At 59.8% G+C, this 13,056-nt stretch carries 13 protein-coding genes and 2 pseudogenes; 10 read left to right on the top strand and 5 right to left on the bottom strand.

Annotation, left to right across the window (positions count from 1 at the left end):
• Positions 1-331: 331 nt before the first annotated feature.
• Complete coding sequence (locus AB4Y34_RS38950; RefSeq protein ID WP_152854850.1) at positions 332-772, top strand: antitoxin Xre-like helix-turn-helix domain-containing protein; 441 nt, start codon at positions 332-334, stop codon at positions 770-772.
• Positions 772-1,245, top strand: a complete 474-nt coding sequence (locus AB4Y34_RS38945) for an RES family NAD+ phosphorylase (RefSeq protein ID WP_176370157.1) — start codon at positions 772-774, stop codon at positions 1,243-1,245. Before AB4Y34_RS38950 ends, AB4Y34_RS38945 begins: the two co-directional genes overlap by 1 nt.
• 776 nt (positions 1,246-2,021) lie before the next feature.
• Here the strand turns inward: AB4Y34_RS38945 and AB4Y34_RS38940 are convergent.
• The gene (locus AB4Y34_RS38940) at positions 2,022-3,182 is read right to left on the bottom strand and encodes an IS30 family transposase (protein ID WP_368719041.1); all 1,161 of its coding nucleotides are present in this window, start codon (positions 3,180-3,182) and stop codon (positions 2,022-2,024) included.
• 268 nt (positions 3,183-3,450) lie between these two features.
• Here AB4Y34_RS38940 and AB4Y34_RS38935 point away from each other — a divergent pair, with 268 nt between their 5' ends.
• The 3 genes from AB4Y34_RS38935 to AB4Y34_RS38925 all read left to right on the top strand — a co-directional run bounded on the left by AB4Y34_RS38935 (position 3,451) and on the right by AB4Y34_RS38925 (position 5,005).
• Positions 3,451-3,723 carry a hypothetical protein gene (locus AB4Y34_RS38935; protein ID WP_368719040.1) on the top strand — a complete coding sequence of 91 codons (273 nt, stop codon included), beginning with the start codon at positions 3,451-3,453 and terminating at the stop codon, positions 3,721-3,723.
• A 374-nt stretch (positions 3,724-4,097) separates the two neighbouring features.
• Positions 4,098-4,388 carry a hypothetical protein gene (locus tag AB4Y34_RS38930; protein WP_368719043.1) on the top strand — a complete coding sequence of 97 codons (291 nt, stop codon included), beginning with the start codon at positions 4,098-4,100 and terminating at the stop codon, positions 4,386-4,388.
• 59 nt (positions 4,389-4,447) lie between these two features.
• Complete coding sequence (locus AB4Y34_RS38925) at positions 4,448-5,005, top strand: hypothetical protein (RefSeq protein WP_368719039.1); 558 nt, start codon at positions 4,448-4,450, stop codon at positions 5,003-5,005.
• 27 nt (positions 5,006-5,032) lie between these two features.
• Here the strand turns inward: AB4Y34_RS38925 and AB4Y34_RS38920 are convergent, their stop codons facing one another.
• The gene (locus tag AB4Y34_RS38920; protein ID WP_368719038.1) at positions 5,033-5,278 is read right to left on the bottom strand and encodes a hypothetical protein; all 246 of its coding nucleotides are present in this window, start codon (positions 5,276-5,278) and stop codon (positions 5,033-5,035) included.
• Between the two features lie 19 nt (positions 5,279-5,297).
• On the opposite strand from AB4Y34_RS38920, the gene AB4Y34_RS38915 reads away from it, so the two are divergent.
• Entirely contained in the window at positions 5,298-5,627 is a 330-nt protein-coding gene (locus tag AB4Y34_RS38915; RefSeq protein WP_368719042.1) for a hypothetical protein, read from the top strand.
• Positions 5,628-5,684: 57 nt separating this feature from the next.
• On the opposite strand, the pseudogene AB4Y34_RS38910 reads toward AB4Y34_RS38915, so the two are convergent.
• Positions 5,685-5,966, bottom strand: a pseudogene (locus AB4Y34_RS38910) (DUF4148 domain-containing protein); the annotation flags it as partial.
• 298 nt (positions 5,967-6,264) lie between these two features.
• Between AB4Y34_RS38910 and AB4Y34_RS38905 the strand changes: the two are divergent.
• Positions 6,265-7,107: a DUF2092 domain-containing protein gene (locus AB4Y34_RS38905; protein WP_368719037.1), complete on the top strand. Its 843-nt coding sequence runs from the start codon at positions 6,265-6,267 to the stop codon at positions 7,105-7,107.
• Positions 7,108-8,081: 974 nt separating this feature from the next.
• Complete coding sequence (locus tag AB4Y34_RS38900) at positions 8,082-9,254, top strand: monovalent cation:proton antiporter-2 (CPA2) family protein (protein ID WP_368719036.1); 1,173 nt, start codon at positions 8,082-8,084, stop codon at positions 9,252-9,254.
• Between the two features lie 302 nt (positions 9,255-9,556).
• Here the strand turns inward: AB4Y34_RS38900 and AB4Y34_RS38895 are convergent, their stop codons facing one another.
• A complete protein-coding gene (locus AB4Y34_RS38895; RefSeq protein WP_368719035.1) occupies positions 9,557-9,751 on the bottom strand; it encodes a hypothetical protein in 195 nt (64 codons plus the stop codon).
• A gap of 21 nt (positions 9,752-9,772) precedes the next feature.
• Positions 9,773-10,005: pseudogene (locus AB4Y34_RS38890) on the bottom strand (IS30 family transposase); the annotation flags it as partial.
• A 523-nt stretch (positions 10,006-10,528) separates the two neighbouring features.
• Between AB4Y34_RS38890 and ltrA the strand changes: the two are divergent.
• Positions 10,529-11,902, top strand: a complete 1,374-nt coding sequence (ltrA, locus tag AB4Y34_RS38885) for a group II intron reverse transcriptase/maturase (RefSeq protein ID WP_368719034.1) — start codon at positions 10,529-10,531, stop codon at positions 11,900-11,902.
• A 343-nt stretch (positions 11,903-12,245) separates the two neighbouring features.
• Positions 12,246-12,935 (top strand): potassium channel family protein, encoded by a 690-nt coding sequence (locus AB4Y34_RS38880; RefSeq protein WP_368719033.1) that lies wholly within the window; start codon positions 12,246-12,248, stop codon positions 12,933-12,935.
• The last annotated feature ends 121 nt before the right edge of the window (positions 12,936-13,056 follow it).

Raw genomic sequence — 13,056 nt, 5'->3', positions numbered from 1 at the left:
AGGGGCGAGGCCAGAAGACCGGCACTCGCCTTGAACCCGATGGGTGACTGGTGCGGATCAGTTCCGCAACCAGGTGAACGAAATACCGGATGCGTCGCGGCGCTTCGCTTCACGCGGGGTTGGCGAAGGTTTCGCAACAACGCAAGGCCGCGCCTTGTGCGTAGTGCTGTACCGCTTTCCAACGGCCTTTCAACGGGTGACAATGCCGTCCGTCATGATAGAAATGGGTCACGGCAACGATGGCATGCGTAGCCTAGCGCGCAGGGCGACAACGGCAGACGCGCCTGCCATTTTGGTATAAAATAGATGCCAAATGGCAGGAGGTGAAACCATGAATCTTATCGGAAGGGTCTCAGCCGACTCACTGCTCGGAGGTCGCACTGTTTTCCCGCGCGCCCCTCGATCGGGGCTGGAATGGGTAGACGTGGTCCGCCATGGGATTTCATCGCAGGCGCTCGATGCGATGCTCAGATCGATCGGACTATCGCAGGCGGAGTTGGCGCAGGCGCTCGATATTCCTGAGCGAACGCTGGCACGACGCAAGCGGGAAGGCGTGTTGAGTCGTGAAGAGTCAGCAAAGCTGCTGCGGCTCGCGCGCGTGGTCGCGCGCGCTGCAGAGGTTTTTGAGGATCTCGACACGGCGCTCGCGTGGCTTAAGACACCGATTGCGGCGCTGGAAGGTTCGACACCTCTCAGCCTTGTGGATACCGACATTGGTACCGATAGCGTGATGGACACGCTCGGGCGCATCGAGCATGGCGTGTTTGCGTGATGCTCACGGTATGGCGGGTGGTCACCGAGCGGTACGCGGATACGGCTTTCTCTGGGGAAGGTGCTCGACTGTATGGTGGCCGGTGGAATCCCAAAGGTGTCGCGATGGTGTACACGGCGCACACGCAATCGTTGGCGCTCCTAGAGATGCTGGTCCAAGATTCGCCGTTGCGTGCGCACTATGTGATGATCCCAGCCAGATTCCCCGAAAGAATCGTTGAACGTATCGATCCAGCCACTTTGCCCGCCGACTGGCGGGACATCTCCGCGCGTGGTGAACTCCAGCAGATCGGGGCTACTTGGTCGCAGGCGCACGCAAGTGCGGTGCTGGCCGTTCCCAGTGCAGTCGTCCCGGCTGAATTCAATTATCTATTCAATCCCCATCATACTGATTTTGCTCACGTCGAAATCGGTGCGCGCGAGGAGTGGCTGACCGACCCGCGGTTGTTGCGGCGCGCTGCGCCACCGACATAGCGAGCCACGCGTGAGTGTCGAGAAACGGCGCCAAAGGGCAACAGAAGGCAACTTGACATAATTCCGAAAACGATTGAAACGAACGAGCGTGCGGTGTTTCCTCGCAGCGCTTTCGGCCCCCGCGACAGGCTGCCGGCAAACAGCAATGACTTGCATGGCGTGGCGGGGCAAAATTGGCGCGCTATATAATAGGTCGGGGATACGGGCTCACCGTACCACGAGACCGGGTTCCGAGATAACTGAACCGCATTATGGCCGGTGCGCTGCGATAACTCATAATTGCTTCCGCCCCATGGAAACCACGAGCCTAGAACGTGCGGTCTGCTTCTGCGACCACGTCGCGAAGGTCTAAACCCGCAATGGCTCGTTTGATAAGACCAACGGCGCAGCAGCAGGCGATCGTCGACGCCGTCTCCACGGGCGGCAACATAAAGATCAAAGCGTACGCTGGCGCGGGAAAAACTTCGACGCTGCTTCTTGTCGCAGACCGTCTTTCACATCGGCGCGGTACCTATCTCGCATTCAACCGCGAAATCGCAGAACACGCGAGGCGCGGCTTTCCCCCAAACGTCGCATCAGGGACTGTCCACTCGCGTGCCTACAGATCTGTCTCATCTGCGCTTAGCGCTCGGGTGAATCTACCGGCAGAGCCGCCACAAGAACTCGCGGCCCGTTATGGCCTCGATCCGGTCGAGGTACCACTCGTCACGGGCAAGATCGTCGAGATCACGCCATTTGAGATAGGTCGCATGATTGTCGACGGTCTTGGGGCGAATTCAACCGGTCGATGCAATAGTTCGATGGAACCGTTCAGCCGGTGTTTCATAGTCCAGCGTTTTCCTTGGGCGCTCGTTCAGCCTTCGTGCCACGGCATTGAGTCTGGCCTGTGAGTAGACCGACAGGTCGATGCCTTTCGGGAAGTACTGTCTCAACAGGCCGTTGGTATTTTCGTTCGAGCCGCGTTGCCAGGGATGTTTCGGATCGCAGAAGTACACGGCAATGTCAGTGGCAATGGTGAACTGCTTGTGATTCGCCATCTCTGTTCCCCGATCCCAGGTCAGCGATTTATACAGTTCCTGCGGCAGCTTGCCAGCATGTCTGATGAGCGCGTTGACCACGGTTTCGCTGTCCTTGCTGGCGATCTTCACCAGCATCACATAGCGCGTCTGACGCTCTACAAGCGTTGCAATCTGGCTACCGCCACTGCCACACAGGAGATCGCCTTCCCAGTGTCCCGGCACCGCGCGATCTTCCACAGTGGCAGGGCGATCACTGATTGATACCGCGTCGCGGATCCTGCCGTGGTCGTCCGTTTTCTGCGTGTGATGGCGCGAGCGACGCATGGCTCGTGTGCGCCGTAGATGCTCCAGCAGTTCTTTCTTCAATGCACCCCTTGCCTGAATGAAAAGACTGCGGTAGATGGTCTCGTGTGACACGTGGTAGTCCTCTTTGCCCCGCCAGGCGCGTTTGAGCCATCCAGCAATCTGCTGAGGCGACCACTGCAACTGGAGCTTGCCGGCCACGATATGGGCCAGCTTCCGATGTTCGACCAGTTTGCAGACCTTGGGGCGCAGCGACCGATCCCATGCAAGCTGGTCGGCGTGGCTGGCCCGATAGCCATCCTGTCCACTGTTGCGCTTGATCTCGCGACAGACCGTGGACGGTGACCGCGACAGCCGCCGGGCAATTGACTGGATCGAATCGCCCGCGACGAGACCTCGCGAAATCTCCTCGCGCTCGGCAAGCGTCAGCGCCAGCCTCGATCGTCGGCGTGGCGCAGGCTGGATTCCTCCAGTTTGCGCCAGAATTCCCTGTACCGACGAATGATTGCGATCAAATAGCTGGGCGATGTGCTGCAACGACTCGCCTGCACGCCAGCGCGCCCACATCAACGCCTTCTGGCTCTCGCTGTAGTAGATCCGGCGCCTCTGTTTCATTTGCAACACTCCCGCTGCTCATGCGACGTTCATTGTGTTGCATCGACCGGTTGAATCCGCCCCCGGAATCGGCCGTTAGCCGGTCTCGAAGGGCCGAGAGCAGGAACGCCCACCAGATCGCGCCTCTCTCCGGAAATCAAGCGATGCACGCTGAGCAAGACTCGGGCTACGCGACAAAAATGCACGGCACCAACACGGTCGTCCAGCAGGCACGAGAAGGCACCGCAGCGGAAGGAACCACTGAGGTGCCAGGAACGTCGTCGTTCTATTGGCCCACACCGTGATGTGCTGCCGCTATGGCAGCATCACGCTCTTTTTTGGCTGCTGCCTTTTTCTCATCGAAAACTTTTTGCGCAGCGGCTACGTGCTTGTTATAGACACGATTGGCTGCGGCCACCTGTTGGTGCATCCTCACGATTTCGTCGGGATGCTCTGCAGCCGGCCGGCGCACTGGTTGCGGAATTGTCTTGAGCCCAAACGGACGGGGTTGAAAGCGCTGCAACGAAAACGACCGAAGCGGCAACCACAAGAAATTTCATGATGAACTCCCGGGGGATATTGCGGATATGTCGCCGTCCAAACGTCGACGGATTTCTCACCCTACTTGGCCAAGCGAGAGAGACCAATGGGACCAAAGTCCGATAGCGGCCCCGGAACTCCGTGTTCCACCGCGCTGGAGCCCGGCTCCATTGAAACGCAGCGAGCGGCCGACAACGCTCACGTCAAAGGCGAGTGCACAGCCCCTCTGGCGGCATGGCCCTTGCGTGACTGTGCAAGCGCTTGGTTTCGGAAAACTGAGGCGGGGACCTGTCAGTCGACGGACTGGCAGCGGGCTAACCTGCCATTAGCGTCAGTTCAGAAGCCACAGACGTGGAATATCGGTGGCGGTGAAAGATGACGCAAAGGAGAAAATCGGTGCCGGCAAGAACGATTAGTAAGGATCAGTTCGAACAGTACCGACGTCTCTGCCTGCTCCTTGCTGACGTACGCGAAATCGTCAAGGATAAGGAGATCGAAGCGATCCAGCCGCGGCTTCAGATGGATCGTGCCCTGCATGGACGCGCCGACGCGCCGGTTGTATCGGTGACTGCGCCATTCGTATTCAACTGTCCCGGCGCGGCTGGTCGTCGTCCGGAAACGGAAAGGGACGTACTTGTACCGGCAGCGATGAGCATTTCTGCAGACAGTAACCCCCAGCGTATTTGACCTTTTCGCAGCGTGATGACTGCATTACGTCGTCCTACAATGGTCAATGGGGGAGCAAGATGAAACATAGACTGATATCTGGTCTGCTGAGCGGCGCACTGCTTGCCGGTTGCATGTCCGCCGGGGTCGAAGTGAGGCCAGAACAGATGGCGGCCTTCAGGCGTGGTGCGACGACGCTTGGGGACGTGACAGCCAAGCTCGGACCAGCATCAGTGCAGACTGCTCTGGACGACGGCACGACGTTGCTCGTCTACACGTTCGTGACGTCGAGGCCCCATCCCGAGAACTACATTCCGTTCATCGGGGCGCTGGTTGGCGGAGCCGACACGCGTTCATCGGCCGCCGTATTCCTGTTCGACGGGCACGGCGTGCTCAAGAGTGCGAACACTACGACCTCAAACGTTGGCACGGGCCTAAGCACTGAGCGGCACAGCGCACCGGTGCCCATCGTGGAAGCACCAGTTGCGGCTGAAAGCCATCGGCCGGCCGCCGTGCAGGGCATTGAGCCTCCCGCCGCGGTCGAGACTGTTCCGCCGGCCGCCGCGGAGGGTGTCGGGCCACTTCAGGAAGAAGACCAACCAGCACTGGAGAACAGCACGGAAACGCCACCGCAATGAGGGCCCTGACAACGCCGGATCGGTGAATCAAACATCGCCTTTCCTGTCAGAATCAATCGCGCCGACCTTCGACGATACGCCGAAATTGTCCACCAGGATGTGTAGGCTGAGAAGGAGAATCCAGATCGGAAAGACGAGCACGATCCAGTCTATGTGGCGGCCAGCAAAGAGCAGCGCGAGTGCGGCAGCATATCCAATAAACGCAATCCAGCGCGCAACGAAGCCGGTACGAAGAGCAAGTGTACAGGTGGCGATTGTGAATACAGCGGCCATGCGGACCGCGTAGACATTCATGGTTTTAGGCAACCGCTCGCGCGACGGTGAACGTGGCCGAACCGGGAAGTCGGTCAAATTCAATGGTATACGCGGCCACAATCCCACCGACGAACGCGGCAGCGGCAAACAGCATTGTCAGGAACAGCAGGCCACTCCCCAAGAACACCGTGGTAAAGAAGCGATCCTCGCGATCACCCAGACGATCCCGCAGCACGCCAATGAACCAGAGAAAGGCAATACGTTACGTTCTGTGCCTGCGAAAAGCTTTCGAGCCGTCCATACGCCTGCCACCCCCCCAAGCGCTGCGGTGAAATGCGACCCTCGGTTGCCGCGCGCTAAAGTCTGAGGCGGACCGAATTGGCTCCTGGGGCTTCTCACCTGGGGTGAGACTACTTGCACTCCGTTCGAACCAATGGTCGACCAGGCGCTGCGCTGCGTGTAGATCCGCTGGATAGTGTGGGTCGTCGTGCCATGGTGACGGGTTGTACCCCGCTTTGCTCAGAGCCGAGAGCTCGCTTCGGTGTTGTGACCTCGTCCGAGGCGCGTTGCTTTTAGTCTCGCCCAGGTCACGGCACTCGGTTGGGGTCAGATGTCGCCCGCTATGAGGCACGCCGGCAGCGGCATATCCAGTCAGCAGGAGCGCCAACGCAGCAAGCGTCGAGCAGTTTTTCGTGAGCTTTTCCATAGCGCATCTCCGTGTATCCGATTGGCACAACGCAAGCGCCGCGATGCCGTCCGTCGTGCGCAACTTCCTCGCCAATGATTACGGATGATTGTTGCCGGTTCACCATATCAGATGACGAGACCGGAGTGATCGAAGAGCAGTTGCATGTCGCGCTAGCCCGTGACGCGCGAGGCGGTCGTGAAGGTGTGCTGACACCGGAGGCCGAGGGGCGAGGGACTTTTCTCGACGCAGAACTGTACTATATTCAATTCTCGACGCGAGGATATCCGTGAGGCACAACGGCCGACAGGGGTAGCTCATGGGCACAAAACTTCACATGCTGCGGCGCTTCAAGTCTGCTCTACTCGTCTCTCCACTCTTGCTGGTGAGCTGTCAACCAGCTTACCCGCAACAGGCTTCCACACCACAGCAGAAGCAGACCGTATCGCAGGAGCAAGCCCACGCGATCCTGATGAGGATGGCAGAGTTCCTTGCTAATGCGAATGCGTTCGGCGTCGACGTACGCAGCGGCTATGACGCCGTTCAACCTTCCGGACAAAAGATCGAATTCGGTGAACTGCGAAATATCACGGTAAAGCGGCCGGACCAATTGCGCGTTGAGAGCGAACGCAGCGACGGCACGAAGACAGTTGCTGTTTTCGATGGCAAAGACATCATCGTAGTCGATTCTGCCAATGACGTTTACGCGACCAAACAGCAGCCAGGTAATGTGGACGTCACGCTGGTCCATTTCGTTCGGGATCTCCATCTACGCTTTCCGCTAGCGATGCTGCTGACTAGTCGGCTGCCAACGGAATTCGAAGAGCGGGTGCGGCAGGTCGATTATGTGGAAAAGACGAACATCGAGGGCATTCCCACACATCACCTTGCCGCACGCACCGACACTGTGGATTTTCAGGTCTGGATTGCGGACGGCAACGAGCCCTATCCGGTGCGCGTTGTCCTGACTTATAAGAATGCGCCAGGTCAGCCCCAGTACTGGGCGCAGTTGTCGAACTGGAACTTTGCGCCGAGGCTCGCCGACGACACGTTCGTAGTGAAAATCCCCGACGGTGCGCAGAAGATCGTATTCGCCGCTGATATTCCCACGCTGCCCTCCCTCGCGCGCAAGCCGTCGTCGGCCAAAGGAGGCACGAAATGAAAACCCTCTCATGGAGTAGCGTCGGTACGGCGATGCTGGCTAGCCTCGGTCTCGCCGGGGGCATGCTCGACGCCAGCGCGGCGGGTCGTGGCGATCGCGGCCGGGCTGGTGGCGATCGCGGCGGCGACGGGGGCTTCTCACGAGGCGGAGCCGCGGCTGGCGGCTCATTCTCATCGGGGCGTGGAGGCGGAGCCGGTGCCTCCGCATATGGCTCTGGAGGAGGGCAGGCAGCAGCGGGTCAGCGCAGGCAAGCGGCCGGCGAAAATCAGGCGCAGCGACAGTCTGCCATGACTCAGGCGCAACAGACATCGGGCGCCAATCAGGCGCAGCGACAAGCGTCACGAAGTCAGGCGCAACAGACATCTGGCGCCAATCAGGCACAGCGACAAGCCGCCGCGAGCCAGAACCAGTCACAACGGCAAGCCGCTGCGAGCCTGAACCAATCACAACGACAGGCCGCTGCGAGCCAGAACCAGTCACAACGACAGGCAGCCGTCGAAAATTGCTCCAACTGCGGCGGCTCCAGTTGGGACAACGACGCTGCCGCTGGATTCGTCGCGGGCGCGATGGTGGTCGGCACGGCCGCGGCCGTAGCAACCGCGGCGACTCCACCTCCCGTGAGTACAGCGGCACCCATGCCGGCCCCCCCGCCGCCGGCAGCACCGCCGCCTTGCAACGTCGCCCCGATCCTGGTCAGCGGCGCCCCTTACTATAAGTGCGGGGCGACATGGTATACGGAGGGGTACGGAAGCGGCGGCGTCGTGTACGTACCAACCCAGCCACCAGCTGGGCATTCGTAGCAGTTTTCGCGCAAGGGAGCACCTGCGGCGCCGGCGTGCAAGTTGCCCGCGTGATCAATGATCGCGGTGAATGGCACTTCTGGCCGTGTACGAATGAAGGCCGCCCGGCGGACTTCGAAAAGCAACCATGTCTCGGGCACGACATCCGATCAAGCAGAGCAGCCTGGAGCCCGCATGACAAAGTTACTGATCGACCTGGTCATATTTCTTGCGTCCGCGCTGATCGCCGTGCCGCTCGCAGTCCGCCTCGGCTTTGGCGCTGTGCTGGGGTATCTGGTGGCGGGCATCATGATCGGTCCATGGGTGCTGCAGCTCGTGACCGACATCGACGCGATCCTTCATTTTTCAGAGTTGGGTATCGTGCTGATGATGTTCGTGATCGGACTCGAGATGAGGGTCGACGCGCTTTGGGCGATGCGCCGCACGATCTTTGGCTACGGCACGATCCAGATGACCGTTTGTGCCGCGGCGCTTCTGGGAGTCTTTGTGATGTTGGGTTTGCCGTGGCGCATTGCATTGACGGGCGGCCTCGCGCTTTCTCTGTCGTCCACCGCAATGGTCATGTCGGAACTGCAAGAGCGCAAGTTAATGGACAAGCCAACGGGCCGGGCCGGCTTCGGCATTCTGCTGTTCCAGGATATGGCAGCAATACCACTGATTGCTCTCCTGCCGTTGCTTGCACCGAAGCTCGCCGCCCCCGCAGCGGAACCAGGTTGGCTGCTTGCCTTGAAGGCGCTCACCATGGTTGCTGCGGTAGCCCTTGCCGGTCGCTACCTGCTGCATTTCGTGCTGCGTTTGATCACCAGCGTCAAGATCCCCGAGATTTTCACCGCGTTTGCACTGCTCTGGATTGTAGGCATTGCATTGCTGATGCAGACCGTCCATCTGTCGATGTCGCTAGGCGCGTTTGTCGCGGGCGTACTCCTCGCAGATTCGGAATACCGGCACCAGATAGAAGTCGACATGGCCCCCTTCAAGGGCTTGTTGCTCGGCCTCTTTTTCATTGCAGTGGGCATGTCAATCGATTTCGGCGTGTTGATGCGCGAGCCGGTCCGTGTCGCGGTCCTTGTCGTGGCTCTGGTAGGCATCAAGACGATCGCACAGTGGCTACTCGCAAGCAGGTTTGACGTGCCGGCTTCGCAACGTTCCTACTTTGCCATTTTGTTGTCACAAGGAGGCGAGTTCGCGTTCGTGGTGATGGCCGCGTCGTTGGCTGCGGGGGTCATCGATCAACGCCAGTCGTCGCTTGTCACCCTGGTCGTCGCGCTTTCGATGGTCTCGACGCCTTTATTGCTGCTCGTGCATCGCTGGCTTTTGCAGCCAATTGCCAGTCGCGAACCTGGCTAGCGGGATCTTCAATGTCCACGGGGACTCGCGTGCATCGCCCAGAATAAGCGTTTTATCGCCGCGAGACTTTCAACCACCGGCCGACCACGAGTAGGGAGAATTGCGAAGCGCCTCCGCCAGTACTTTTCTGCGAACTGGGTGAGCGCCAGTCCGTTCTGTTCAGCGGCGGCGCTCATGGCTCGTCCACGACGCGTATTTGTCAGTGAGTGGCAGTCCTTCACGCGTTCGCGTTGTCGACCACTAGCGCGTCTTTTCGCGCCCGCCTGGGAGTTTCGACTGGCGGGGTTAGCACCCGGTGAAAATCATCTCGGCTTGTACGAGAACTTCTGGCCGCCGATGCTTGCCTCGTACATCAGCCCACCCTTAGCCACTGCAAATACGGCCATGCCTTTTCGATAGTCGCCCGCGGTTTTGGCGCCCACCAGAAAATGAACGGGGAAAGTCGTAATGCTGCAAGGCATCAGTTGCCACGCTTTATGCTTGGGTCTGCGTGGCATCGTCAAAGCTCAATTGTGGCTTCAACCGGTCGATGCAACGGTTTGATGAAATCGCTCAACCGTATGTCGAAGTCTAGTGTATCGCGGGGACGCTCTTTGAGCGGCCTTGCCACGGCTGTAAGCCTGGACCGCGAGGACACGGACCGATAGGTACCATTCGGGAGGTACCGCTTCAGCAACCCATTGGTGTTGTCGTTCGAGCCCCGCTGCCAGGAATGCGGCGGATGGCAGAAGTAGACCGCGATGTCGCTAGCGGCCAGTAACTTGCCGCTGAGACGCCGCGCGAATGGCCCTTCAACCTCGAAACCGGCCATACCCTATGCATTGGGTCGAAAGGCAGTTGTGGGTGTGCGCCGTGAAAAGGTGGCGTTTTCCAGCGGGTGCAAGCCCCGCCCGGCAATCGCTCCAGCCGGAAGCAACCGGAGCAGCTATGGAGGCAACGAAGTGGCTGAAGCCTCTGGTGAAGCGTGTCACGAATTGGTGACAGCGCGAGTGTGCAGGCCGTAACGCGAGTGAACGCCGAGCAAGCCTCGAAAATGCCGTTGCGCAGGTCGACCCGAACACCCTATCGGGGAAGGCTGACACGACTGGACGGATGAGCAAAGCAGTGCCGCCAGTCGCTGCGCCGGGGTAGTGGCGACAGCATGTACACAAGGAAGCGTACGCAACACCGGAAGTCCCGTGGCGTGGGCAGGGATGACCAACCGGACGCCCGCGAGGGACAGGCCGGGCGCCTTGGGATGACGGAGAGGCCCGTAGTACCGCTGAAGCTGGGTAATGCCGGTGGAGGGAAGGGGCCTCAGTTCAAGACAGACGCAATACGTAGTGAGGACGTGGAGATTGGGCAACCTATCAACTCCGATTCGTGTTCAGAAGCTGCAGATGGCGTTACACGCGAAAGCGAAGGCAGAAGCCGGGTATCGCTTCTACGCGCTGTACGACAAGATCTATCGTGAAGACGTGCTGGCGCACGCGTATGCCCAGTGTCGCTCTAACAAGGGCGCACCGGGTGTCGATCGGCAAGACTTTGCGGAGGTCGAAGCGTATGGGGTACAGAAGTGGCTCGGCGAACTGGCGCTTGCGCTCAGGCAGGAGACTTACCGGCCGGACCCTATCAGAAGAGTGTTTATCCCGAAGGCCAATGGCAAGCTGAGGCCACTGGGCATCTCGACCTTGCGGGATCGGGTGTGCATGACAGCAGCGATGCTGGTGCTCGAACCGATCTTCGAAGCGGACCTTCCACCAGAGCAGTACGCTTACCGCCCGGGGCGAAACGCCCAGCAAGCGGTGATCGAGGTGGAGGAGCGGCTGCACCGAGGGCAAACGGACGTTGTTGACGCCGACCTTGCGGACTACTTCGGAAGTATTCCACACGCCGAATTGATGTTGTCGCTCGCGCGACGCATCGTTGATCGGCGTGTGCTGCACCTGATCAAGATGTGGCTGGAATGCCCCGTTGAAGAAACCGATGATCGAGGACGGAGGAAACGGACGACGGAGGCCCGGGACAGCCGGCGAGGTATCCCACAGGGCTCTCCCATCTCACCACTGCTGGCAAATGTTTACATGCGCCGGTTTGTGCTGGCATGGAAGAAGCTCGGACTTCAGCGCAGTCTTGGGAGTCGCATTGTGACCTACGCAGATGACCTAGTGATCCTGTGCAAGCAAGGTAAGGCCGAAGAGGCGTTGCTGAAACTGCGCGAGATCATGGGGAAGCTGAAGCTAACGGTCAACGAGGAGAAGACACGAATCTGCAAGGTGCCGGAAGGCGAATTCGACTTCCTGGGTTACACGTTTGGGCGACTGTACTCTGCGACGACTGGCCAGGCCCGTATGGGCATGCGCCCGTCGAAGAAGAGTATCCGACGCATGGTCGAGAAGATTCATGCGATGACCGCCCTCAAGACGGTATGGCAAGGGACCACGGAACGGGTGGGAAAGTTGAACCGCACTCTACGCGGCTGGGCGAACTACTTCAATGTAGGCACGGACAGACGCGCGTATCGGGCGCTCGACAACTACACCGCTACGCGGTTGCGCCGGTGGTTACGCAACAAGTACAAGGTCAGGCGCAGCAGGCGCGGGGGCTATCCACTCCCGCACCTCTACGGGCACTTCGGTCTCGTGCGCTTGACGGGACCCTGGTTGTAACCTGCCGTGTACGAAGGCGTGAAATCTTGTCCGAGAGCCCAGTGCGGGAGATCTGCACGCTGGGTTCGATGAGCGGGGTGTGGAAACGGGGTTAGGGCAAGGTTATTCGGGCACCGCCAGACGAAAGGGGCGGCAACAGACAAACCGAGCCTACCGCTACCGCGCCACATCTCGACTCTACCGCCTTATGCCTTTTGCATCGGAGACCGCGCCCCGACGCTCGCCACACTCGGTCATCAGGCGCAGTGCGGCCATGACCGGTCGGCGCGGGCGCTTTATACTCCCGTCACATGCGGCCTGGCCTGCCTCGCTGCCACATACGCGAACCAGGGAAGAGACCACCATGGCCATCAGTACCACGCGCGAAGCGCTGTCTCGCATTTTCTACCAGCGCTGCTTCTGGCTGTTTGTCGTGCTGGTCACGCTCATCGGCGCAGTATCGTTTGTCCCCCCGAGCGACAGCGGCCGCCTTCTCCTGAACGTCGTAAATATGTTCCTCGTAATAGCAACCGTGGCAGCAGTCGGCCGTACGACCCTGCCGTTCGTGATCGTGCTGTTACTTGCCATTCCGGCTGTGTGGTTCCAGTACCTCGGCCTATGGCACGACGACGAGACAAGCCTCGCTATATCCTGGATGTTCAGCGCCTCACTCTACTTCATCACTGTTGTGTATCTTCTCCGCTACGTTTTCCAGCCGAAGATCATGACGGCGGATAAGCTGTTTGGCGCCGCGGCGGCGTATCTGTTGATCGGTGACCTCTGGGCGTATATCTACGCGACCATCGGATTCTTTTATCCGCAGTCATACATGATCGTCGGGCAGCCGGGTCGGCTCGTTTATGCCGACGCGCTTTACTTCAGCATAACCGTTCTCACGAGCACAGGCTTCGGCGACATCACGCCACTCACGCGCCCGGCACGCGGCATGTGCATGGTGGAGCAGATCACCGGCAGCTTGTTCGTCGCGATCCTGATCGCGCGCCTCGCCGGCGTTTACCCTCCGCGAGAGAGCTATACCGACGACAAGTCCTAGCAGGCTGTTGAAAAGCGCCCCGTCATGACGACCGAAGCTACGTTCAGGAGACTTGCGCGTGCAATTTCCCGCTGAATTACCGGTTTGCCGCGCGATCCGCGCGGGGCATGCGCACGCATGC

Origin of the sequence: Paraburkholderia sp. BR10954 (genome assembly GCF_040965775.1) — a bacterium.
Classification (GTDB): domain Bacteria; phylum Pseudomonadota; class Gammaproteobacteria; order Burkholderiales; family Burkholderiaceae; genus Paraburkholderia; species Paraburkholderia youngii.
The sequence above is the reverse complement of the archived record's forward strand: the minus strand, read 5'-3'. Positions and strand labels throughout refer to the sequence as shown.

What these genes read in the sequence shown, in the direction of transcription:
- AB4Y34_RS38905 (WP_368719037.1), top strand. Translation starts at nt 6,265, where the DNA reads ATGGGCACAAAACTTCACATGCTGCGGCGCTTCAAGTCTGCTCTACTC.
- AB4Y34_RS38915 (WP_368719042.1), top strand. Translation starts at nt 5,298, where the DNA reads ATGGTTTTAGGCAACCGCTCGCGCGACGGTGAACGTGGCCGAACCGGG.
- AB4Y34_RS38920 (WP_368719038.1), bottom strand. Translation starts at nt 5,278, where the DNA reads ATGGCCGCTGTATTCACAATCGCCACCTGTACACTTGCTCTTCGTACC.
- AB4Y34_RS38880 (WP_368719033.1), top strand. Translation starts at nt 12,246, where the DNA reads ATGGCCATCAGTACCACGCGCGAAGCGCTGTCTCGCATTTTCTACCAG.
- ltrA (WP_368719034.1), top strand. Translation starts at nt 10,529, where the DNA reads ATGCCGGTGGAGGGAAGGGGCCTCAGTTCAAGACAGACGCAATACGTA.
- AB4Y34_RS38945 (WP_176370157.1), top strand. Translation starts at nt 772, where the DNA reads ATGCTCACGGTATGGCGGGTGGTCACCGAGCGGTACGCGGATACGGCT.
- AB4Y34_RS38925 (WP_368719039.1), top strand. Translation starts at nt 4,448, where the DNA reads ATGAAACATAGACTGATATCTGGTCTGCTGAGCGGCGCACTGCTTGCC.
- AB4Y34_RS38895 (WP_368719035.1), bottom strand. Translation starts at nt 9,751, where the DNA reads ATGCCACGCAGACCCAAGCATAAAGCGTGGCAACTGATGCCTTGCAGC.
- AB4Y34_RS38900 (WP_368719036.1), top strand. Translation starts at nt 8,082, where the DNA reads ATGACAAAGTTACTGATCGACCTGGTCATATTTCTTGCGTCCGCGCTG.
- AB4Y34_RS38950 (WP_152854850.1), top strand. Translation starts at nt 332, where the DNA reads ATGAATCTTATCGGAAGGGTCTCAGCCGACTCACTGCTCGGAGGTCGC.
- AB4Y34_RS38940 (WP_368719041.1), bottom strand. Translation starts at nt 3,182, where the DNA reads ATGAAACAGAGGCGCCGGATCTACTACAGCGAGAGCCAGAAGGCGTTG.